Genomic DNA, 21030 nt, shown 5'->3' with positions numbered 1-21030 from the left:
CCCCGCGACCGGCGTCAGCCGCCGGCGCGGCCGGTCGGGATGGCCAGCGAGAAGAGATTGCCACCGCCGGGCCGGGCGGCGACGGTGACCGTACCGCCGTGGGCCGCGGCCGTCTGCTGGACGATGGCCAGGCCGAGTCCGGAGCCGGGAACGGACCGGGACGCGTCCAACCGGTAGAAGCGGTGGAAGATCCGTTTGCGTTGGTCGGCCGGGATGGTGGGTCCCCGGTCGGCCACGCTGATCTCGGCGTACCGGTCGCCGTCCCCGGTGTGGCCGGCGATGCGGACCTCGATCGCCTGCCCGGCCGGGCTGAACTTGGCGGCGTTGTCGAGCAGGTTCACCACGGCCCGCTGGATGGCCCCGGCGCGGGCGACGACGGTGACCGGCCGCGGGGCGTGCAGGACGTAGGTGGCGTGCGGGAAGTGCGCGCGGGCCAGGTCGACGGCCTCGGCGGCCAGGTCGGTGAGTTCCACCGGCGTGGCGGGCTCGTCGACGATCTTTGACCGGGCGAGGTCGACGAGGCTGCCGACGAGTTGGGCGAGTTCGACGCTCTGCCGGTCCAGGTCGCTGAGCAGCGCCGTCCGGTCCGCGTCCCCGAGCCGGTCACCGGCGCGGATGAGCAGCTCCACGTTGGTCCGCAGGCTGGACATGGGCGTACGCAGTTCGTGCGCGGCGTCCTCGATCAGCTCCCGCTGCTGGCGCTGGGCGTCGCCGAGCCGGTCGAGCATGTGGTTGAACGCCTGGCCGAGCTGGGCGACCTCGTCGTGGCCGTCCACCGGTATGGGGCTGGACAGGTCGCGGGTCTCGGCGACCCGGCTCGCGGCGGCGGTGAACCGCCGCACCGGGCGCAGCCCTGTGCCGGCCACCACCCGCCCGGCGAAGGCGGCGACGCCCGCGGCGCCGAGGGTCAGCGCCGCGGTGACCGCGCCGAAGCGTTGCAGGGTGGCGTCGGTGCCGGCCAGCGAGCGGGCCAACTGGATGGTCTGCCCCCGGTTGCCGCGGACGGTGAGAATCCGGTAGTGGCCGCCGTCGGTGCGGATGCTGTAGGAGGCGCTGGAGCGGGCTCCGGTGGCGACCGCCTGGTCGGCGGCGCTCCACGGCAGCGGCTCGGTTCCGGCCGGCACGGCGACGCTGGCGCCGTCCGGGAAGCGCAGTTGCAGCCGCACGTCCTGGTCGGCGTCCAGCGGTGTCGGTGGGATCGTGGCCGCGTCCCCGGCGGTGAGGTTCGGCAGCGGGCCGTGCGACATGCCCCGCAGTTCCCGATCGACCTGCCGGATCAGGGTCTGGTCGAGAGCGAACCAGGCCAGCAGGCCGACCAGGACCGCGACGACGGTGACGGCCGCGGCGGCGATCAGGGTCAGCCGGCGGCGGATCGACGGATGGCGGGTCATGACGTCCGCAGGACGAATCCGACGCCGCGCACGGTGTGCACGATGCGCGGGCGCTCACCCGTCTCCAGCTTGCGCCGCAGGTAGCCGACGTACACGTCGAGGCTGTTGGAGGACTGGTCCAGGTCGAAGCCCCAGACGTGCTCGAACAACTGGCCCCTGGTGAGGACCTGACCCTGGTGTTCCATCAGGGTCTGCAACAGGTTGAACTCGGTCCTGGTCAGGTCGATCGGCTCGGCGCCGCGGCGGACCTGGCGCGCCCGCCGGTCCAGGACCAGATCACCGGCGCGCAGGACGTCCGCCTGCCCGGGTGGCGGCCCGGCGCGCCGCAGCAGCGCCCGGACGCGGGCCAGGAGTTCCTGCAACGCGAACGGTTTGACGAGGTAGTCGTCGGCGCCGGCGTCGAGTCCGGCCACCCGGTCGGCCAGCGCGTCCCGCGCGGTGAGCATCAGCACCGGGGTGTGGTCGCCGGCGGCACGCATGTTCCGGCAGGCGTCCAGCCCGTTGAGGCCCGGCATCATCACGTCGAGCAGGACGAGGTCCGGCTTGCCGGAGGTGACCTTGGCCAGCGCGTCGGTGCCGTCGACAGCAAGATCGACACGATAGCCCTCGAACCGCAGCGCGCGGTCCAGGGCCTGCCGCACGGCGGGGTCGTCGTCGCTCACCAGCAGCCGGTAACCGGTTGTCATGTAAACCACGATAGAAAGGCGATGTCGGTGACCGGCGGAATTCTTACCGCCTTCTTAGTAATCCGTTTCCACGGTTTGTCAGGACGTCCACCCGACGGGACGACCCATTCTTAGTCAACTCTTAGAGTCGACTCCGGCGGCTCTTAATGTCCGGCTTCAGGCTGAAGATCGTTCACCTGACAGATTCTCGTTCTTCATCCGTCGTTCACCGCGCGACCACCGCGGACGATGTCCGGACCGAAAGAGATGGAACTGCGTCATGCGACTGCGTCTCGGCCGCAACCAGCCCATGAGTGAGGCCGCACCGACCAGATTCGAGGGTGACCCGCCGGTGGCGGATCACCCCAACGACCAGGCCGGTCACGCGCTGCGGGCACCCAGCGCGCTGCACGCCTTCAACCGGTACGAAATCAAGTATCTGGTGCCGAGCGGCAAGCTGCCGGAGCTTCGCCGCGAACTGCGCGCCCGCCTGGACCACGACCACAACGGGGCCGACGGCGGGTACGGCGTCTGGAGCGTCTACTACGACACCGCGCGACTGCGGTTCTACTGGGAGAAGATCGAGGGCCTACGGTTCCGGCGCAAGCTGCGGATCCGGCACTACGGCGACCGCCGCACCATCGGCGACGGCACGACCGTGTACGTCGAGATCAAGCAGCGGGTCAACCGGGTCACCCAGAAGCGCCGCATCGCCCTGCCGTACGCGCGGGCCCGCGCGTTGTGCGACCAGCGGCAGATGATCGAGCACCTGCCCGGCCAGACCGGGTTCGTCAACGAGGTGCTGGGGCTGGTCAGCGGGCTCGACCTGCGCCCCACCGCGGCCACCGGCTACCAGCGGGAGGCGTACGTCGGCCGGAACACCGACCTCGGTCTGCGCGTCACCCTCGACCACCGCGTCCGGGGCCGCGACCGCGACTTCGAACTGGCCGCCGAGGCGGACAACCGGCTGGTCATCCCGGCGTCCCTGTCGGTGCTGGAGTTCAAGGCCAACGACCGCGTCCCCTACTGGCTGACGGACCTGGCCGCCGGCATGGACCTGTCGATCGCGCGGGTCTCCAAGTACTGCCAGAGCATCGAGGCGTTCGGTGCGGCGCCCCGGTCGATCTTCCACATCCCTGACGACCCCGCCGAGGCACCCGCCCCGGCCGCAACCGAGAAGGCATGAGGCGTGAACTTCGAACTGCAAGATCTCACCGGCACATTCAGCGTCACCGACGTCATCGTCGCGCTGGCCCTGTCCTTCCTGCTCAGTGCGGTCATCGGCTGGGTCTACCGCGCCACGCACCGCAACGTGTCGTACAGCCAGTCCTTCGTGCAGACCCTGGTCATCCTCGGCATGCTCATCTCGCTGATCATGCTGGTCGTGGGATCCAACATCGCCCGCGCCTTCGCACTGGTCGGCGCGCTGTCGGTGGTCCGGTTCCGCAACGCGGTCAAGGAGACCCGGGACGTCGGCTTCATCTTCCTCGTCATGGGCATCGGCATGGCCACGGGCACCCGGTTCTACCTGCTCGCCGTCCTGGCGACGGTGGCGATCTGCCTGGTGATCGTCGTGATGCACCGGTTCAACTGGTTCCGGCTGTCCATCCAGCGCCAGGTCGTCAAGGTCCAGGTACCGCCCGAGGGTGACCACACGGCCGCCATCCAGGACATCCTGATCCGGCACACCACCGAGTTCGAACTGGTGAGCATGGAATCCATCCGCGGCGGGGCGTTGACCGAGCTGATGTACACCGTGCGGCTGAAGAAGGGCGGCGAACCCGGCGACCTGATCGTCGCGCTCAACCAGGTCACCTCCGGCCAGCGGGTCACCGTGCTGACCGGCTACGACCAGACGGACCTCTGATGGACGGCGGCACGGCGGGTGGTGCCCGGGCGCCCGCCACCGGACTCAGGCACCGGATACCGGTGCGGGTACGCCACCACTGGCGGCTGCTCGCGGTCTGCGCGCTCAGCATGGTCGCCCTGGTGGTGCTGGCCGGCAACGTCCAGATCCGCCCGATCGTCACCAGCGGCGGCAGCGGCTCCAGCGACCAGATCCTGGAGAACGTCGCGGGCACCGTGGACCTCTTCGACGCGACGGTCGCGCACACCGTGTCGCTGCGCTACGACGAGGCCGAGTACCAGCGGATGATGGACGAGTTCATGGCCACCGGCGAGAAGGACTACGTACGCGCCGATCTCACCGTCGACGGCACCCTCGTGAAGGACGTCGGCATCCGGCTCAAGGGCAACTCCACCCTGGCCGGCATCACCCACAACGGGCAGACCCGGTCGCGGTTCGGCGGCGGCGACCGCGGCGGTGACGACCGTGGCGGTGACAACGGCGGCGGGGCCGGGCCGGGAGGCCAGCGGCAGGCGCCCGGCGGCGACCAGGCACAGAACGGCGACCAGGCACAGAACGGCGGCCAGGCGCCCGACGCAGGCCAGGGCCGGCAGGGCGGCCAGCAACCCGGCGCAGGCCAGGCACAGAACGGCGGACAGGCACAGAACGGCGGCATGGGCGGCACCTCGTTGGACAGTTCCCGGCCCGAGGAGTTGCCCTGGCTGATCAGCTTCGACGAGTTCGTCGACGGGCGCCGCTACCAGGGCCACCGCCAGATCGCGGCGCGGATCTCCGGGATGGGCGGCGGCAGCACCGTGCTCAACGAGGCGGTGTCGCTGGCGCTGATCGGGCAGACGACCGAGCCCGCCCAGCGGTACGCCTACACCGGCTTCCGGGTGAACGACCGGCCCGTCCAGGCGCGGCTGCTGATCGAGACACCGGACACCGGCTTCGCCGACGAGATCGGCGACGGGGTGCTGTACAAGGCGCTGAGCACCAGCACGTTCGCCTACCAGGGCGAGGACCAGACCGAGTACGCCGACGACTTCAAACAGATCAACAACAAGGGCGACTACGACCTGCAACCGGTCATCGACCTGGTCAAATGGGTCGAGCAGGCGTCCGACGAGGACTTCGCCGCCCACCTGGGCGAGCACGTTGACGTCGAGTCGTTCGCCCGCTATCTGGCGTTGCAGAACCTGCTGCTCAACTTCGACGACATGGCCGGACCGGGCCGCAACTACTACCTCTGGTACGACCTGGAGAACAGGAGGTTCCGGGTCGTCGGGTGGGACTACAACCTGACGTTCAGCGGCAACGCCAGCCAGGGGCCGCACGACTCGACCTCGATGGGCGGCGGCATGTTCGGCGGCGGCGGGCAACGCCCGGACGGCGCACCGGCCCAGGGGGACAACGCGCAGGCGCCGGGCGACGACACGCAATCGCCGGGCGACAACGCGCAGGCGGCACCGGGGGACAACGCGCAGGCGGCGGAGGGAATGCAACGCCCCGACGGTGCGCAGCAGCCGGGAGGATTCACCCGGCCGCAGGGCGAGGACGCGGATCGCGGCGGCGGCATGCGTACCGGCAACAAGCTCAAGGAACGTTTCCTCGCCGCCGATGCGTTCACGGAGGTCTACGAGAACGCGTACCGCGAGCTGTACCAGGACCTCTTCGCCAGCGGCGCGGCCGCGCAGGCGGTGCAGGCGATCACCGGCACCCTCGCCACCGTCGACGGTTACGACGCCTCGGCGGCAACCTCCGACGCCGACCGGCTGCGCAGCACCATCGAGCAGCGCACCAGCGCCCTCGCCGAGGACGCGGTGATCAGCGGGTAGCCCACGGCCCGCGCCAGGATCGAAGACCTCTTTCGCGGTCATACCTGAGAGTCATAAATATGCCTCTCAGGTATGACCGCGAAAGGGCTTGTCACTATCAGCGAGGTCACCGGCCGTAGCGGTGTCAATCGGTGGACCGGACGCCGGGTACGCCGATGGCCTGGCCGCCGGCCGTGGCACTGCGCGAGGAGGTGAGCACCGTGCAGGTTGTATCGAGGCGGGTGCTCCCCTCGTCGTCATTCTGCGCACCTGTTCGCCGAGACCGGCGCGCGCTGGACCGGGTCATCCGCGACGAGATCGAAGGCGCCCCACCATTGAGGGCACCGTTGTGGAGTGTCTTCGCAACGCCACCTTCCGGGTGGAACTCCAGAACGGAGACAAGGTGCTGGCGCACCGTCGGCGTCCGGCGCATCCTCCGCGGTCGGCTCGACCCGTCCCGGCGGCTCCTGCGACGATGCCCGGGTGACATCCTTCATCTCCCATACCAGCATCGACTGCGCCGACGCGTACACCCTGTGTCGCTGGTGGCAGGCCGTCCTCGACTACGTCGAGGATCCCGATGATCCGAGCGGGCCGGGTCAGGACGAATGCATGATCCTCTCCCGGGACCGGACGCATCGACTGCTTTTCATCGAGGTACCGGACTCGAAGAAGGTCAAGAACAGGGTCCACTTCGACCTGCGTCCGGTCGAGGGCTCACGTGAAGCGGAGGTGGCCCGGCTGATCGAGCTGGGGGCGTCCCCCGTCGACGACCGGCGCAACCCGAACGGAAGCGGGTGGATGGTGCTGGCCGACCCGGAGGGAAACGAGTTCTGCGTTCTCAGCGGCACCGCCGAGGCCGGCGGGGTGGCATGACGCCCGCGCCGCCGGCACTCGGCGCATGATCGGCGACCGGTGGGGACGGGCCGGCCGGCGTACCCGGGTCAGCGCCCGTCCTCGCCGGTGGCGCCCGGCGGCGCCGTACCGGCGGGAACCGTCCCCATGCTGACGGCGGCCGACCCGATGGCCACCGGCGTGGCATCCGCCGCCGGCAGCGTCACCGTCACCTCCAGACCGCCGCCCGGCTGCGCGACGGCGTTCACCGTCCCGCCGTGCGCCTCGCAGACCGCCCGCACGATCGACAGGCCCAGCCCCGAGCCGCGGGCGCCGGTCCGTTCCCGGCCGCCGCGGCGGAACGGCTCGAACAGCCCCGGTACGTCCGCCTGATCGACCTCGAATCCGGTGTTGCCGACGACCAGCCAACTCCGCTCGGCGTCGGAACCGGTCCGCACCCACAGCCGCCCGTGCCCGTGGTTGTACCGCACCGCGTTCTCGACGAGGTTCCCGGCCAGCCGCTCCAACAGACCCGGATCGCCCACCACCGGCGCGGCCGACAGCGACCTGCGGACATCCAGGGAGAGCCGTTCGATCTCCCGCCGCGCCACCGACAGCGCCGCTGCGGCACCGGCCGCGAGATCCGCCGGCACCTTGCGGCCCAGCCGCCGGCCCGCCTGGGCCTCGCTGCGGGCCAGCACGAGCAGGGCGTCGACCAGGCCGTTCGCGCGCTCGGACGCGTCGCGCACCACGTTGGCCATCCGCCGGTACTCCGCCACGTCGGCCTCGTCGTCGGCCAGCGTCACGTCGACCTCGGTACGCATCACGGCCAGCGGCGTACGCAGTTCGTGCGAGGCGTTGGCGACGAACCGCTTCTGCGCCTCGAACGCCTCGGCGAGCCGGTCCAGCATCGCGTCGAAGGTGGCCGCCAGCTCCGCCACCTCGTCGTCGGCGCCTGAGTACCGGATCCGCTGGTCCAGGGTTTCCTCGCCGAGCCGGCGGGCGGTCTGGGTCACCTGGTGCAGCGGCCGGAGCGACCGGCCGGCCACCGCGTACGCCCCGGCCACCCCCACCAGACTCACCGCGAGCAGCGCGACCAGGCCCTTGGTCAGCAGTTCCCGGCTGGCCGCGTCGGTCGCCAGTCGCTGCCACTGGGCGGCGTCCAACTGCCGGCCGTCCCGCAGCACGACCGTGGTGCCGGGCCGGAGCAGGTCGGCCGGGTGGAACGCGTCGGCCAGCAGCACCCAGGCCAGCACCAGCAGGATCGCGCCCGCACCGACCAGCAGCATCCCGTTGAGCAGGGTGAGCCGCAGCCGGAGCGTGGGACGCAGCCGGGGCCGCTCGCTCATGCCGGCGTCCGGTCGGCGGCGACCGCCGGGACCCGGTATCCGGCGCCCACCACCGTCTCGATCAGCGGCGGGTCCCCCAGCTTCTTCCGCAGCGTCATCACCGTCACCCGGACGGTGGTGGTGAACGGGTCGGCGTTGGCGTCCCACACCCGCTCCAGCAGTTCCTCGCTGGACACCACCCCGCCCCGCGCCTTGAGCAGTTCCTCCAGCACCCCGAACTCCTTGCGGGTGAGATCCACCGGCGCGCCGGCGCGGGTGGCCAGCCGCTTCGCGGGATCGACCACCAGGTCGGCCACGGCCAGCACGGGCGGCGCCGGCGGGGTGGCCCGGCGACCCAGTGCCTGCACCCGGGCGAGCAGCTCGTCGAAGGCGAACGGCTTGGGCAGGTAGTCGTCGGCGCCCAGTTGCAGCCCCTCGACCCGGTCGGCCACCGTGCCGCTGGCGGTCAGCATGAGCACCCGGGTGAGCGCGCCCGAGGCGACCAGGTCGGCGCAGATCTCGTCGCCGTGCCGCCCGGGCAGGTCGCGGTCCAGCACCACCACGTCGTACCGGGTGATGAAGGCCATCTCGTGCCCCTCGTCCCCGTCGTACGCGATGTCCACCGCCATGCCCTGCCGGCGCAGCCCCCGGCCGATCGCATCGGCCAGTGCCCGCTCGTCCTCCACCACCAGAACCCGCACCGCGGCCTCCCTGCCTACGCCGTTCCCCGCCAAAATTAGCCGGGCCGGCCAAACCGCCACCACGGACACCCCGGTCGCGCCTGTACGATGTCGCGTCGTGCCCGTCCCGGTGGTAGACAACCCGTCCGACGCCCACCCCGGTGCCGCCGAGGCCGGCGCCCGGCGCTCCGCGTGGCGCCCCGACCGCGCCGACCTGCTGGTCTTCGGAGCGTACGCGCTGCTCGGCGTGTTCGTCTGCGCCGGCTACTGGGCGGACGTGCAGCACCGGATCTCCTCCCACCTGCCCACCGACCACAGTTGGTTCGAGTGGCTGTTCGCGCACGGCGCCTACTCGGTGCGCCACCTGAGCAACCCGCTCTTCTCGACCCGGCAGAACGCCCCGGACGGGGTGAACATGATGGCCAACACCTCGATGCTGGGCGTCACGCTGCCGATGTCGCCCATCACGATGCTGTTCGGCCCGCAGGTGTCGTACGCGCTCTACCTGGGCCTGGCCCTGGCCGCGACGGCGGCCACGGCCTACTGGGTGCTGCGCCGGGATCTGGTCCGCTCGCGCGGTGCCGCGGTGCTGGGCGGCGCGTTCCTGGGCTTCGCGCCGGGGGTCATGCACCACGCCAACGGGCAGCCCAACTTCGCCTCGAACTTCCTGCTCCCGCTCATCGTGGGGCAGGTGTTCCGGCTGGGCACCCCGGGTCGCCGGTGGCGCCGGGACGGCCTGCTGCTGGGCCTCCTGGTGACGTACCAGATCTTCCTGAACGAGGAGATGTTGCTGCTCACGGCGCTGGCCTGCGTCGTGGCGCTGGCCGCGTACGCGGTGTTCCGCCCGGCCGTCGTGCGGTCCCGGCTGGTCCCGTTCGCCCTCGGCATCGGCCTGGCCGGCGGGGTCACGCTGCTGTTGGCCGGCTACCCGATCTGGTTCCAGTTCAACGGGCCGCAGTCCTACCGCGGCCTGCAGGGCGGCGTGTTCCACAACTGGGGTGAGGACCTCGCGGCCTTCGTCACCTACTCCAGGGACACCCTGGCCGGCAGCCCGGCGGTGGAGAAGACGATCGGGGTCACCGAGCAGAACACCTGGCTGGGTTGGCCGCTTGTGGTGCTGGTCCTGGCGGCGCTCGTGCCGCTGTGCCGCCGGTCCGTACCGGCCCGGGTGGCGGCGGTGCTGATCGTCGTGTTCGGGGTGGCCTCGCTCGGCCCGCAGGTGCGGCTGAACGCCCGGGACACCGGCGTGCCCGGCATCTGGCACTACATCTCCGACGACCTGCCGCTGGTCGAGATGATGATGCCGACCCGGCTGGGCCTGGTCCTGGTGGCCGCGGTCGGCATCCTGCTCGCCCTCGCCTGGGACGCCGTGGCCGCACGCCCCAAAACCGACGACGTCACCGCCACCGACGCCACCGCGCACTCCGCCGCCGACACCACCGCGCACTCCGCCGCCGCCGACGACGCCGCCAACGACGACGCCGCCGACGCGCCGGCGGCGCCGGGCCGGCACGGCGGTCGGTTCGCCCGGCTGCGACCCCTCGGGTACGCCGTGATCCTGCTGGCCGTGCTGCCGCTGTTCCCCCGGCCGCTGCCGGCGATGCCGGTGGATCCGCCGCCGCACTTCATCTCGGCCGGCGGCTGGCGGCCGTACGTCCCGGACGGCCGGACGCTGGTGCCGATCCCGCTGCCGAACAACGTGCAGGGGCTGTCCACGCTGCGCTGGAGCGCGCTGACCGAGCAGGAGTTCCCGATCCCGGGCGGCTACTTCATCGGACCCGGGCCAGGCGGCGAGGGCATCTTCGGGGTCGCGTCCCGGCCCACGGCCGGGCTGTTCTACGCGGTGGCCGACGGCCAGCCGGTGCCGGTGGTCGGCGCCCAGCAGCGGGCGCAGGCGATCGAGGACCTGCGCTACTGGCGTGCCTCGGTGGTGGTGCTCGGCCCGCAGGAGCGGCAGGACGCCCTGCTCGCGTTGGCCACCGCGCTGTTGGGCCCGGCGCAGCGGGTCGACGACGTCTGGCTGTGGGACGTCCGTTCCCGGCTGGGCTGAGGCGGCGGCGCCGCCCGGGCGGAACCGGTCCGACCGGACTCGTGCCGGCCAGGACTCGCGCCGGCCAGGACTCGCGCCGGCCGCAGTCAGCTCGTCAGCGGCCGGACGTCCCAGACCCAGGCGCCGGAGATGAACCGCCCGGGGCCGAGCAGCAGGTCCAGGGTCTCCTTCACCGGTTCGCCCCGGGTGAGGCCGCCCTGCACCACCACCGCGGCCCGCCAGTGGCGCAGGTCCTCGGCGGCCTGCGCCCGCTGCGGGGCGCCGACCGCGGGCACCTGCCCGGTGAAGGCGACCCGGTCCAGCAGCACCGCCGTGGGCCGGTCCGGGGCGCCCCAGCGGGCCTGCCGGTCGTGCGGGCCGGTGGGGCCGATGAAGTAGCCGCCCGGGGTGGTGAAGGCCAGGCCGGTCCGCGCCGACCAGTACATCCCGTTGGTCGCCTCGCCGCCCTTGGTGGGCGGCACCGCCACCAGGGTGCGGCCCGCCGGCACGTACGACCGCCACTGCCCGCTGGCCACGAACTCCGGTACCGGCCAGGCCGGCTTGCTGCGCAGCGGGGTCGGCACCAGCGGCAGCAGGACGGCCGCGACGGCCCCGGTCCAGAGCAGCCGGACCGGCCGGCCGGGCAGCCGGTACGCCCGGTCCAGCGAGATCGCCAGCAGGATGGCCACGATCGGGATGCAGATCAGCGGAAACCGGGCCGGCACCACGAGGTCGAGCAGCGGCAGTCGGGACACCAGCCGGTACGGGCCGGGGATGCCGGTGTCCTGGCGCTTGATCCAGATCTCGTTGCCCAGTGACAACGCCGCGAAGCAGACCGCGGTGACCGCGAGCGCCCGCACCAGCGGCCGGCGCCACTGCCACAGCACCACCACGGCGACCAGCACGATCAGGCTGAGCCCGAAGAACGAACTCTCCTCGGACAGGTTCGGGGAGAGCAGCCCGGGCACCGCGTCGCTGCCGGTGATCGACTGCCGGGCCATCGTCGTGTACGACGCCAGGTCCAGGTAGAACCCGGACGGGCTGAACGGCATGCCCCGGTAGGATCCCGGCCCGGCGAACTGGAACCACACCGGATAGGCCAGCAGCACCCCCGCGGTCGGCACCGCCACCGCCAGTCGGCGCAGCAGCGGACCGGCCCGCCGGACCGCCCGCGGCCGGGCGGCCAGATAGCTCAGGCAGAACACCCCGAGGGCCAGGACCAGGAAGACCAGCACCTCCTCGCCGAGAAAGACCTGGTACGCGACGAGCAGCCCGAGCAGCACGCCGCGGCGGACGGTCCGGCCGTCGGTCGGCGGCAGCGCCACCGCGATGATCGCGGGCACCAGGAACTGCGAGATCATGTGCAGGTGGCAGGTGGCCTGGGAGATCATCCCGGGCGCGAAGCCGCAGAACAGCCCGGCCACGGCCGCCGCGGACCGGGAGGCCACCAGGCGCCGGGACAGCAGCAGGTACCAGGCGGCCGACGTACCGGCCAGGCACAGCACGATGACCAGGCGCAGCGTGACGGTCGAGCCGAACAGCAGCGTCACCGGGGCCAGCGGGATGCCCAGGCCGAGGATCGAGGTGTTGGCCATCAGGTTCACGCCGTCCGGCGCGTTCAGGTGCGCGCTGTAGAGCGGATTCTCCAGGTGCCGGACCGCCTGCGCGGCGCGGGCGAGCATCCACTCGAACAGGATCTGGTCGTTGTCGGCCAACACCATCCGGTCGAGGTGCCGCCAGAGCCGGATGGTCACGGCCACCGCCGCCACGGCGTACCCGGTGCAGACGTACGCGTCCAGGGCCGCCGAACCCCGCCACCACCGCCACGTTCCGGGCGACCGCCACCCCGCGGAGCGCCACCCCGTGGCCGCTGCCGCCGCGGCCCGCCGTCGGCGGCGGCGCCTCGCGGGTCCGCCGAGTCCGTCCAGGACGGGATCAGGCCCGACCGCCCGGAGTGGGCGTGCTCGGCGGATCCCCCCGAGACGGACGCCGTCATCAGGCCGCTCGGGCCGTCAACGGCCGGACGTCCCACACCCACACGTCGGACTGCCGCTGCGCCGGGCCGGCGAACTGCTCCACCGTGGCCCGCAACGCCTCGGCGTTGTGCTCGGTCACCGGAAGCACCAGGATCGCCGCGTGCCAGTAGCGCAGCTCGTCGAGCGCCCGACGGCGCTGCCGGTCACCCGGTTTGACGGTACGGCCGGTGCTGGCGACGTCGTCCAGCAGTTCGCCGACCCCGCTCGGCCGACCGCCGAACCGGCCCGGATCGCCGGTGTTGCCGTTGCGCGGGGCCAGGAAGTAGCCGCCGGGAATCTTGAAGCCCAGGTCGGCGGCGGCGGCCCAGCGCATCCCGTTGGTGTGGCCCATCGCCGGCACCGGGATCGGCACCAGGGTCTGGTCCCCGGCCACGTACTGCTTCCACTGGCCGGAGGTGATGAAATGCGGCACCGCCGGCCGGGAGGTTTCGACGAGCGGGATCGGCAGGATCGGCACCAGCGCCAGGGCCAGCGCCGTGGCGGTGACCGCGCGCACGGCCCGCCGGTCGGCCGCCGGAATGGTCCAGGCCCGATCGACCGCGATGGCCAGCAGCACCCCGACGGTCACCGTGGTGATCAACCCGAACCGGGTGGGTACGACGGCGTCCAGCAGCGGCGCCCGGACCAGCAGCTCCCACGGTCCCCACACGGCACCCCGGTGCCAGTACGACACCTGCTCGCCGAGCGACAGCACCGCGAAGATCAGGCCGGTGGCCGCGAGCGCCCGGACCAGGCGTTCCCGGCGCAGCCAGACCACGATCGCCACCGAGATGAGCACCAGTCCCCAGCCGAAGAACGCGTTCTCCTCGGAGTAGTTCGGTGCCAGGTTGGCGTTGCCCCGCGGGTTCCCGCCCAGGGTGGCCGATCCGGGGTTGACGAACGCGGCCAGGTCGTTGCCGTAGTTCTGCACCGCGTCGCTGAGCCCGTGGTACGCCTGCGGGCCGGTGAACTGGATGTGCAACGGGTACGCCAGCAGCGCCGAGGCGAACACCGCGCAGACCGCGATGCCGATCGCCAGTGGCCGCCACGCCCCCCGCCAGCGGCCCGGTTCCTGCACCAGCACGGCGAGCAGGAACACCAGGCAGGCCAGCGCCGTGAACAGCAGGATCTCTTCGTTGATGAACGCCTGGTAGGTGATCAGCAGCGCGAGGACCAGCCCGTCCCGGACCGGCCGGCGGGACCTGCTCAGCGTGACGACCCGCCAGACGATGAACGGCAGCAGGAACTGGCTGATGATGTTCGGGTGCCAGTTGGCGTGCGACAGCATCGCCGGGGAGAAGCCCAGGAACCAGCCGCCGACCGCGGCGGCCAGCGGCAGCCGGACCACGTGCCGGGACAGCACGTAGTACCAGGCGTACGCCGTGCCGGCCAGACCGAGCGTCACCAGCACCACGAAGGACACCGCCGGACCGAACAGCAGGGTCACCGGCACCATCGGGATGCCGAGGCCGAGGATGGCGGTGTTCGCCATCAGGTTGACCCCGTCGGGATAGTTCAGCCGGTCGGTGAAGAACGGGAACTCCCCGTGCAGCACCACCCGTACGGAGTGGGCCAGGAAGAACTGCACCTGCGCCGGGTCGCTGCTGTACAGCGGGGCCACCCGGCGGGCGGGGTTGAGCCAGATCTGCCCGGTCACCCAGATGCCGGCCAGCAGGAACAGCCCGAGCACGGCGAGGTCGCGGCGCCAGGTCGGCCAGCGCCAGCGCAGCCGGCGCCGGGCCGTGGCGGCCGGACGCCCGTCGGCATCCTCCGGCTCGCCCCCGTCCCGCCGCATGCCCTGATCCTCCGCGGTCGCGCGCCCCACCCCGTCCGTCTCCGTCTCCGCGCCCGCGCCGTTGGCGCGGTACGTCTCCGCCACCGAGTCGTCCACCCGGTCCTCGCCGGCCGCCGCCGCACCGTTCGCGCGGACACCGTCCGCCGCACCGTTCGCGCGGACACCGTCCGCCGAGCCGGTCGCGCGGACACCGTCCGCTGTGCCGGTCGCGCGGACACCGTCCGCCGAGCCGTTGGCGCGCTCCGGCCCGGTGGCCTCGTCGGCGTCCGCGCGGCGCGTGGTCTGCCGCGCGGGCCCGGTCTCCTCCGGGTCCTGTGGGGTGTCGAGGCGGGGCTCGGCTGGAGTCACAGTCGGCGGAGTCTACCGGAGCGCCGGGGCAGATCCGGCGCCCCGGGGCGCGTCGGACGGCACGGTCGGATCGGGCACCGCACGCCCGGCGGAACGTGTCTCCACCATGGGTCCGAGCTTACCGAGGTGACCCCGGAGGCCGGTCGGGAATTGCGTACGATGTGGCTTCTGGCCGTGTCGAGGATCGGGGGAGCTGTTGAGGGGCTGTCGGATGGTCCGGCGGGCCGCGCCGTGGGTGCTGGCCCTCGCTCTCCTGTCCGGCGGCTGCGCGGCGGCCCCACAACCGCCGGCCACCGTGCTGCGGGCCGGCTTCGACACCCTGGACGGCACCCTGGCGGTGTGGCCGGCCCGGGGCAGCCTCGCCGACGACCGCTCCGCCGCCGCCTCGGTGAGCCGGGCGGTGTCCGCTTGGCGCTCCCCCGCCGGGGACCGGGCGTACCTCCCGGCGTCCGGGATCCTCTGGCTCGGCGAGGCCGACGGCACGCGGCTGGCGCTGGTCGCCGCGAGCGTGCCGGGCAACGACGCCTCCTGGCTGGTGCAGTTGCGCGGGCGCGACGGTGCCGACTTCAGCGTCGAGCGCGCGGTGGAGTATCCCGACCCGGGCTACCTGGTCTACTCCGACGTGCTCCCGGTTCCGCTGTCCGACGGCCGGCGCTACCTGACCTCCGCGCGGGTAGAGCGGCTGACCGGTCCCGACGGCAAGCTGTCGATCAGCGACGGTCTCAGCGCGCCGGTGCAGGTGCCGGCCTGCGCTCCGGTCGCCATCACGGCGTCGCTGCGGCCCACCGAGTCGCTGCCGGACGGCAAGCGGGCGGATCGCATGGTCGACCTGGGCAGCGGCGTCGGCGCGCCGCGCTACCCGCTGGTGGGCGACGACAGCAACACCGCCAGCGCGGCGCTGGAGGGGTTGGACACCTGCGCGCTGGGCACTGAGGACGGCCCGTTCGGCAGTGTGGAACGGCGCATCGCCGGGCGGGATGAGGCCGGTTCGATGCCGGCCTCCTGGCCGATCGACCGGATCACCAGCCGATCCCTGGGCGACGTGACCCTGGGTATCGCGCCCCCGGCCGAGCTGGACCAGCTGAGCTGGCGCACCGATTCCGGGGTGATGACCGCCGTGGTGCTGCGGCCCCCGTCCGGTCCGCCGAGCTTCTCGGCCGCCGACCGGTTCAACCCGTTGCAGAGCTACGAGCTGACCGTCGGGGGCACCGCGTACGTGGCCCTGGTCTGGCGGGCCGCACCGGACAGCTCGGTCTCGGTGCCGAGCGCGACATCGCGGCTGGTCGACCGCCCCGGCCTGGTGATCGTGGCCAAGCCGGCGGACCGGCAGACGTTCAGCCTCGTGACGCCGGACAAGACGTACTACCGCTCGGTCAACGAATAGCGCCCGCGGTTCCCCGCCCGGGTTCCCGGCTCGTCGACGCCCGCGGCGTTGCCGGCCCGGTGCCCGCGTTGCCGGCCCGGTCCGGCGCCGTGGCGCGGACCGGGCCGCCGCGCCGCCCGGAGACCGTGGCGGTCCCGGGCGGACGCGGCGGATCGCTCAGTTCTGCGCGGCCCGGCCCTTGGCGGACCGGTCGCCGCCGCCGACCCGGACCGGCTCGATCGGTTCCTCCAGCAGCGACACCCAACCGGTGATGTCCCGCGCCACGTCCTGCGCCGTGAGCCGCAGGTCGGCCAGGATCTGCGCCCGGGTGCCGAACTCGTGCCAGGCCACCGGCACCCCGAGGTCGCGCAGGGGGGTCCGCACGTCCGCGTCCCGCATCGCCTTGGCCAGCGCGTCGCCGATGCCGCCGGCCCGCACGCCGTCCTCGATGCTCACCACCAGCCGGTGCTTGGCGGCCAGCGTCACCAGTTCGGTCGGGACGGGTCGCACCCAGCGCGGGTCGACCACGGTCACCCCGTACCCCTGCTCGGCGACCCGGTTGGCCACCTCGACACCGAGCTGCCCGAACGCGCCGACCGCCACCAGGAGCACATCGGTACGCCCCGACTCGGCCAGCACGTCCACCGCACCGCCCGGCCCGGCCCCGTCCGTGCTCCCGATCCGGCGCACCGCCGGCAGGTCGGCGGCCACCGAGCCGGTCGGGAAGCGCACGACCGTCGGCCCGTCGTCCACGGCCACCGCCTCGCGCAGTTCCTCGCGCAGCGTGGCGGCGTCCCGCGGGGCCGCGACCCGCAGCCCGGGGACCACGCCGAGAATGGACATGTCCCAGATGCCGTAGTGGCTGGGGCCGTCCGGACCGGTGACACCGGCCCGGTCCAGGACGAAGGTCACCGGCAGGTTGTGCAGCGCCACGTCCAGCAGGACCTGGTCGAAGGCCCGGTTGAGGAACGTCGCGTACAGCGCCACCACCGGGTGCAGGCCGCCCAGCGCGAGGCCGGCCGCCGAGGTCACCGCGTGCTGTTCGGCGATGCCCACGTCGTACACCCGGTCGGGGTGCCGGCGGGCCAGCGCCGCGACGCCGGTCGGCTCGGCCATGGCCGCGGTGATGGCCACCACGTCCGGCCGCTCGTCGGCGAGCGCGATCAGCTCGTCCCGGAACACGTGCGTCCACTTGACCGAGGGCGCCGCCAGCAGCTTGCCGGTCTCCACGTCGAAGGCGCTGCTCGGGCTGTGCAGGCAGTCCGCCTCGTCCTCCTCGGCCGGGCGGTAGCCGTACCCCTTGCGGGTGACCGCGTGCACGATCACCGGGCCGCCGAAGTGCTTGGCGGCCCGCAGCGCCGACTCCATGGCGCCGATGTCGTGGCCGTCGACCGGGCCGACGTACTTGATGCCGAGGTCCTCGAACATCGCCTGCGGCGCGACGGCGTCCTTGATGCCCTTCTTGACCGCGTGCAGCACCTCGTACATCGGGCGGCCCACCAGCGGGGTCGAACCGAGGGCGTCCTTGACCACGTCGAGGACCTTCTCGTACCCGGGGTTCAGCCGCAGCGAGGAGAGGTGGTCGGCCAGGCCGCCAATGGTCGGCGCGTACGAGCGCCCGTTGTCGTTGACGACGATGACCAGCGGGTTGCGGGCGGTGGCGATGTTGTTCAGCGCCTCCCAGCACATGCCGCCGGTGAGCGCACCGTCGCCCACCACGGCCACGACGCTGCGCTGCTCGCCACGCAGCGCGTACGCCTTGGCCAGGCCGTCCGCGTACGACAGCGCGGTCGAGGCGTGACAGTTCTCGACCAGGTCGTGCTCGCTCTCGGCCTGGTTCGGGTAGCCGGACAGGCCGCCCCGCTGCCGGAGCCGGTCGAAGTCCTCCTGCCGGCCCGTCACCATCTTGTGCACGTACGCCTGGTGTCCCGTGTCGAACAGGAAACGATCCCTGGGCGAGTCGAAGACGCGGTGCAGGGCGAGGGTCAACTCCACCACACCGAGGTTGGGGCCGAGATGCCCGCCGGTGCGGGACACCTTCGCCACGAGGAAGTCCCGGATTTCGGCCGCGAGGACCGTCAGCCGCTCGGCGGACATTCGCTTGACGTCCTGGGGTCCCCGGACCGATCCGAGCAGGTCGGCGCGGTTAGCCGAATCCTCTACGTCACTCATGACGGCAAAGTCTATCGGCCGCATCGTAATTCGCAGCCCCGGCCGCGGTTCGCGACCCGGCCGGCCCGGCACCGCCTACCATGGCGCCCGCGCCGCCAGCACGGCGATCGAACCGTCCCGATCCGCTGCTCAGCAGACCCGGATCCGGCGCGGCGCCGGGGTGCTCCCGGGCGCCGGACGGGGCGTGCCGGATCCGGTTCCCGGCGTCCAACTGCCCAGCACCGCCGCCGCCCGGGCGCCGGTCACCGACGGCAGCGCCCCGGGCAGGTGGTGCCAGGACAGCCAGCCGAGCAGGCCGAACGCGTACGCCTCGCGGGCCTGCGCCGGTACGCCCAGTTCCTCGGTGCCGGCCAGCCGCCACCGGCCGGCGCCCAGCGCGGCCAGCCGGCGCATCAGCACCGGGTTGCGGACCCCGCCGCCGGCGGCGAACACCTCGGCCACGCCGTGCCGGTCACAGGCGGCGGCGACGATCCGGGCGGTGAGTTCGGTCACCGTCGCCACCACGTCGTCCCCGTCCACCGGCTCGCCGAGGGCGGCCAGCCGGTCCTGGAGGTACCGGGCGGAGAAGAGTTCCTTCCCGGTCGACTTCGGCGCCGGGGCCGCGTAGTACGGCTCGGCCAGCAACAACTCCAGCAGGCCGGGATGGACCCGGCCGGCCGCCGCCCGCGCCCCGTCGACGTCGTACGGCTGGCCGCAGCAGCGCCGGGTGGCCGCATCGATCAGCGCGTTGGCCGGGCCGATGTCGTAGCCGAGAACCGGCGCCGGCGGCGCCACCACGGTGAGGTTGGCGATCCCGCCGAGGTTCAGCGCCGCCCGCGGTGCCCGCGACCAGGAGGCGGCACCGGAGGCGGCCCGATCGGCGCCGGGGGCGGCCGCGGTGCCGGCGGCAGCGCCGGGCGCGGCGTCGGCCGCGTTGCCGGCCCCGGTGCCGGCCAGCAGCAGGGCGTCGAAGGCCGGGACCAGCGGGGCGCCCTGGCCGCCGGCGGCGATGTCCGCGGCCCGCAGGTCGGACAGCACCGGCAGCCCGGTCCGGTGGGCGATCCAGGCAGGCTCGCCGAGCTGGAGGGTGCCGCGCGCCCGGCCGTCGGCGACCCAGTGGAACACCGTCTGCCCCGGCGAGACCACCAGTTCGGCGCGGCCCCCGGCGATCTGGACCCCGACCTCGGCGGCGGCCGCGAACGCCTGGCCCAGCGCGGTGTGCAACCGGCACACCTCGTCGATGGTGGTGGCCGCCGGCGGCAGCACCGCGGCTATCCGGTCCGGCAGGCCGTCGGGGTACGGCAGGCTCCGCTCCCCCACCGGGCGCAGCCGGAGCGTGTCGCCGACCAGCTCCCAGTCGCCCACGGCCACGTCGATCCCGTCGTAGGACGTACCGGACATCAGCGAGACGATGCGCACGGCCCCGGTCATGGCAGCAGCAGCCCCACGCATTCGAGGTGCTGGGTCATCGGGAACAGGTCGTAGGCGCGCACCTCGGCCAGCCGCCAGCCGGCCGTCCGGAAGGTCCGCACGTCCCGGGCGAACGCGGCCGGGTCGCAGGCGACGTAGGCCACGGCCCGCGCCCCGGATCCGACCACCGCCTCGGTGACCGCACGGCCGGCACCGGCGCGCGGCGGGTCCAGCACCACAAGGTCCACCGGGCCGCTGATCCGGCGGCGGCGCAGCGCCCGCTCGACCGGCGCGTGCACCACCTCGACCCCGGACAGGTCGGCCAGGTTCTGCCGGGCCGCCGCCACCGCATCCGGATCCGCCTCCACCACCTGCACCCGGCCGCGCGCGCCGAGCGCACCGGCGAGCGCGCCCGCGAACAGCCCGGCGCCGCCGTACAGGTCCCAGGCCGTCTCGCCGGCGACCGGCCGCAGCAGGTCCCGCACCGTGGCCGTGAGCGTGTCGGCGGCGGCCGGGTGGACCTGCCAGAAGCCGTCGGCCGGCAGCCGCCACTCCCGGCCGGCGGCCACCTCGGCGATCGTCTCCGGGCCGCGTACCGTCCGGGCGCCGTCGGGCCGCAGCGCCCGGATCGCGACGTCGCCGGCGCTGCTGGCCACGGTCAGCACCTCGTCGGCGTCCGGCCAGCGCTGCCCGGTCGAGGCCAGTACCGGCAGGTCCCGGATCGCCGGGTGGGCGATCAGGCACCGGTCCACCGGCACCACCTCGTGCGAGCGGTGCTTGCGCAGCCCGGCCCGGTCCGCCGCGTCCACGGCGTAACGCATCCGGGAGCGCCAGCCCAGCGAGCCGCCCGGCACCGCCCGCACCGTCAGGTCGAGCGCCGCCAGCTCCGCCGGGTCGAGCCCGCCGAGCCGCTCCAGCTGCTCCCGCAGCACCGCCGTCTTCCAGTCGCGCTGCGCCTGCGGCGCGACGTGCTGGAGGTCGCACCCGCCGCACCGGTCCGGTCGGGCGTACGGGCAGGGTGGCTCGACCCGCGCCGGCGCCGCCTCGATGATCTCGACGGCATCGGCCCGGGCGAAGCCCCGGTGCGTCTCGGTCACCTCGGCCACCACCCGCTCGCCGGGCAGGGCGTGCCGGACGAACACCACCTGCCCCTCGTACCGGGCGACGCAGTGGCCGCCGTGCGCCGGCGGGCCGACGGTCAGCACGATCCGTTCCGCGTCCTCGACCGTCACCGGGAATCGCCGCCGTCCCGGCCGGCACCGGGCGCGGCGCTGCCGGCACCGGGCGCGGCCCGGCCGCCACCGGGCTCCGGGCCACCGGGCGGCGCCGCGCCGCCGCCCGCGCCGCCGCCCGCGGCG

At 73.3% G+C, this 21030-nt stretch carries 15 protein-coding genes and 1 pseudogene; 7 read left to right on the top strand and 9 right to left on the bottom strand.

Annotated features, from left to right (window positions below; translation table 11 throughout):
- Positions 1-14 precede the first annotated feature (14 nt).
- Both CIK06_RS08290 and CIK06_RS08285 read right to left on the bottom strand, forming a co-directional pair.
- On the bottom strand, positions 15-1391 hold the full coding sequence (locus CIK06_RS08290; protein WP_095564341.1) for a HAMP domain-containing sensor histidine kinase: 1377 nt from the start codon (positions 1389-1391) through the stop codon (positions 15-17).
- Positions 1388-2077 carry a response regulator transcription factor gene (locus CIK06_RS08285; RefSeq protein ID WP_095564340.1) on the bottom strand — a complete coding sequence of 230 codons (690 nt, stop codon included), beginning with the start codon at positions 2075-2077 and terminating at the stop codon, positions 1388-1390. Before CIK06_RS08285 ends, CIK06_RS08290 begins: the two co-directional genes overlap by 4 nt.
- Before the next feature lie 259 nt (positions 2078-2336).
- Here CIK06_RS08285 and CIK06_RS08280 point away from each other — a divergent pair, with 259 nt between their 5' ends.
- The 5 genes and pseudogenes from CIK06_RS08280 to CIK06_RS08260 all read left to right on the top strand — a co-directional run bounded on the left by CIK06_RS08280 (position 2337) and on the right by CIK06_RS08260 (position 6595).
- Positions 2337-3242 carry a polyphosphate polymerase domain-containing protein gene (locus CIK06_RS08280; RefSeq protein ID WP_198348137.1) on the top strand — a complete coding sequence of 302 codons (906 nt, stop codon included), beginning with the start codon at positions 2337-2339 and terminating at the stop codon, positions 3240-3242.
- Positions 3243-3245: 3 nt separating this feature from the next.
- Positions 3246-3923 carry a DUF4956 domain-containing protein gene (locus CIK06_RS08275; RefSeq protein WP_095564339.1) on the top strand — a complete coding sequence of 226 codons (678 nt, stop codon included), beginning with the start codon at positions 3246-3248 and terminating at the stop codon, positions 3921-3923.
- The gene (locus CIK06_RS08270) at positions 3923-5740 is read left to right on the top strand and encodes a CotH kinase family protein (RefSeq protein ID WP_095564338.1); all 1818 of its coding nucleotides are present in this window, start codon (positions 3923-3925) and stop codon (positions 5738-5740) included. The genes CIK06_RS08275 and CIK06_RS08270 overlap by 1 nt, the downstream gene beginning before the upstream one ends.
- Positions 5741-6053: 313 nt before the next feature.
- Positions 6054-6134 (top strand): annotated as a pseudogene (locus CIK06_RS08265) (translation initiation factor IF-1); the annotation flags it as partial.
- Between the two features lie 68 nt (positions 6135-6202).
- Positions 6203-6595 (top strand): VOC family protein, encoded by a 393-nt coding sequence (locus tag CIK06_RS08260; protein WP_095564337.1) that lies wholly within the window; start codon positions 6203-6205, stop codon positions 6593-6595.
- Positions 6596-6663: 68 nt separating this feature from the next.
- On the opposite strand, the gene CIK06_RS08255 is transcribed toward CIK06_RS08260, so the two are convergent.
- Both CIK06_RS08255 and CIK06_RS08250 read right to left on the bottom strand, forming a co-directional pair.
- Entirely contained in the window at positions 6664-7902 is a 1239-nt protein-coding gene (locus CIK06_RS08255) for a cell wall metabolism sensor histidine kinase WalK (RefSeq protein ID WP_095564336.1), read from the bottom strand.
- Entirely contained in the window at positions 7899-8582 is a 684-nt protein-coding gene (locus CIK06_RS08250) for a response regulator transcription factor (RefSeq protein ID WP_095564335.1), read from the bottom strand. The genes CIK06_RS08255 and CIK06_RS08250 overlap by 4 nt, the downstream gene beginning before the upstream one ends.
- A 97-nt stretch (positions 8583-8679) precedes the next feature.
- Here CIK06_RS08250 and CIK06_RS29200 point away from each other — a divergent pair, with 97 nt between their 5' ends.
- Entirely contained in the window at positions 8680-10611 is a 1932-nt protein-coding gene (locus CIK06_RS29200; protein WP_157756651.1) for a hypothetical protein, read from the top strand.
- Between the two features lie 86 nt (positions 10612-10697).
- Here CIK06_RS29200 and CIK06_RS08240 read toward each other — a convergent pair whose 3' ends face one another.
- A complete protein-coding gene (locus CIK06_RS08240) occupies positions 10698-12350 on the bottom strand; it encodes a hypothetical protein (protein WP_157756650.1) in 1653 nt (550 codons plus the stop codon).
- Positions 12351-12585: 235 nt separating this feature from the next.
- The gene (locus tag CIK06_RS08235; RefSeq protein ID WP_369916187.1) at positions 12586-14400 is read right to left on the bottom strand and encodes a hypothetical protein; all 1815 of its coding nucleotides are present in this window, start codon (positions 14398-14400) and stop codon (positions 12586-12588) included.
- A 544-nt stretch (positions 14401-14944) separates the two neighbouring features.
- Here CIK06_RS08235 and CIK06_RS08230 point away from each other — a divergent pair.
- On the top strand, positions 14945-16132 hold the full coding sequence (locus CIK06_RS08230) for a hypothetical protein (protein ID WP_369916116.1): 1188 nt from the start codon (positions 14945-14947) through the stop codon (positions 16130-16132).
- Between the two features lie 156 nt (positions 16133-16288).
- Here the strand turns inward: CIK06_RS08230 and dxs are convergent, their stop codons facing one another.
- The 3 genes from dxs to CIK06_RS08215 all read right to left on the bottom strand — a co-directional run bounded on the left by dxs (position 16289) and on the right by CIK06_RS08215 (position 20904).
- On the bottom strand, positions 16289-18283 hold the full coding sequence (gene dxs / locus CIK06_RS08225) for a 1-deoxy-D-xylulose-5-phosphate synthase (protein ID WP_095564332.1): 1995 nt from the start codon (positions 18281-18283) through the stop codon (positions 16289-16291).
- 129 nt (positions 18284-18412) lie between these two features.
- Complete coding sequence (locus CIK06_RS08220; RefSeq protein WP_232534079.1) at positions 18413-19663, bottom strand: anhydro-N-acetylmuramic acid kinase; 1251 nt, start codon at positions 19661-19663, stop codon at positions 18413-18415.
- Positions 19664-19689: 26 nt separating this feature from the next.
- Complete coding sequence (locus CIK06_RS08215) at positions 19690-20904, bottom strand: class I SAM-dependent RNA methyltransferase (RefSeq protein WP_095564331.1); 1215 nt, start codon at positions 20902-20904, stop codon at positions 19690-19692.
- Between the last annotated feature and the right edge of the window lie 126 nt (positions 20905-21030).

It is taken from the genome of Plantactinospora sp. KBS50, assembly GCF_002285795.1.
Taxonomy (GTDB): Bacteria; Actinomycetota; Actinomycetes; order Mycobacteriales; family Micromonosporaceae; genus KBS50.
Note: the sequence above shows the minus strand (reverse complement) of the source record. Positions and strands in the feature narration are given on the sequence as shown.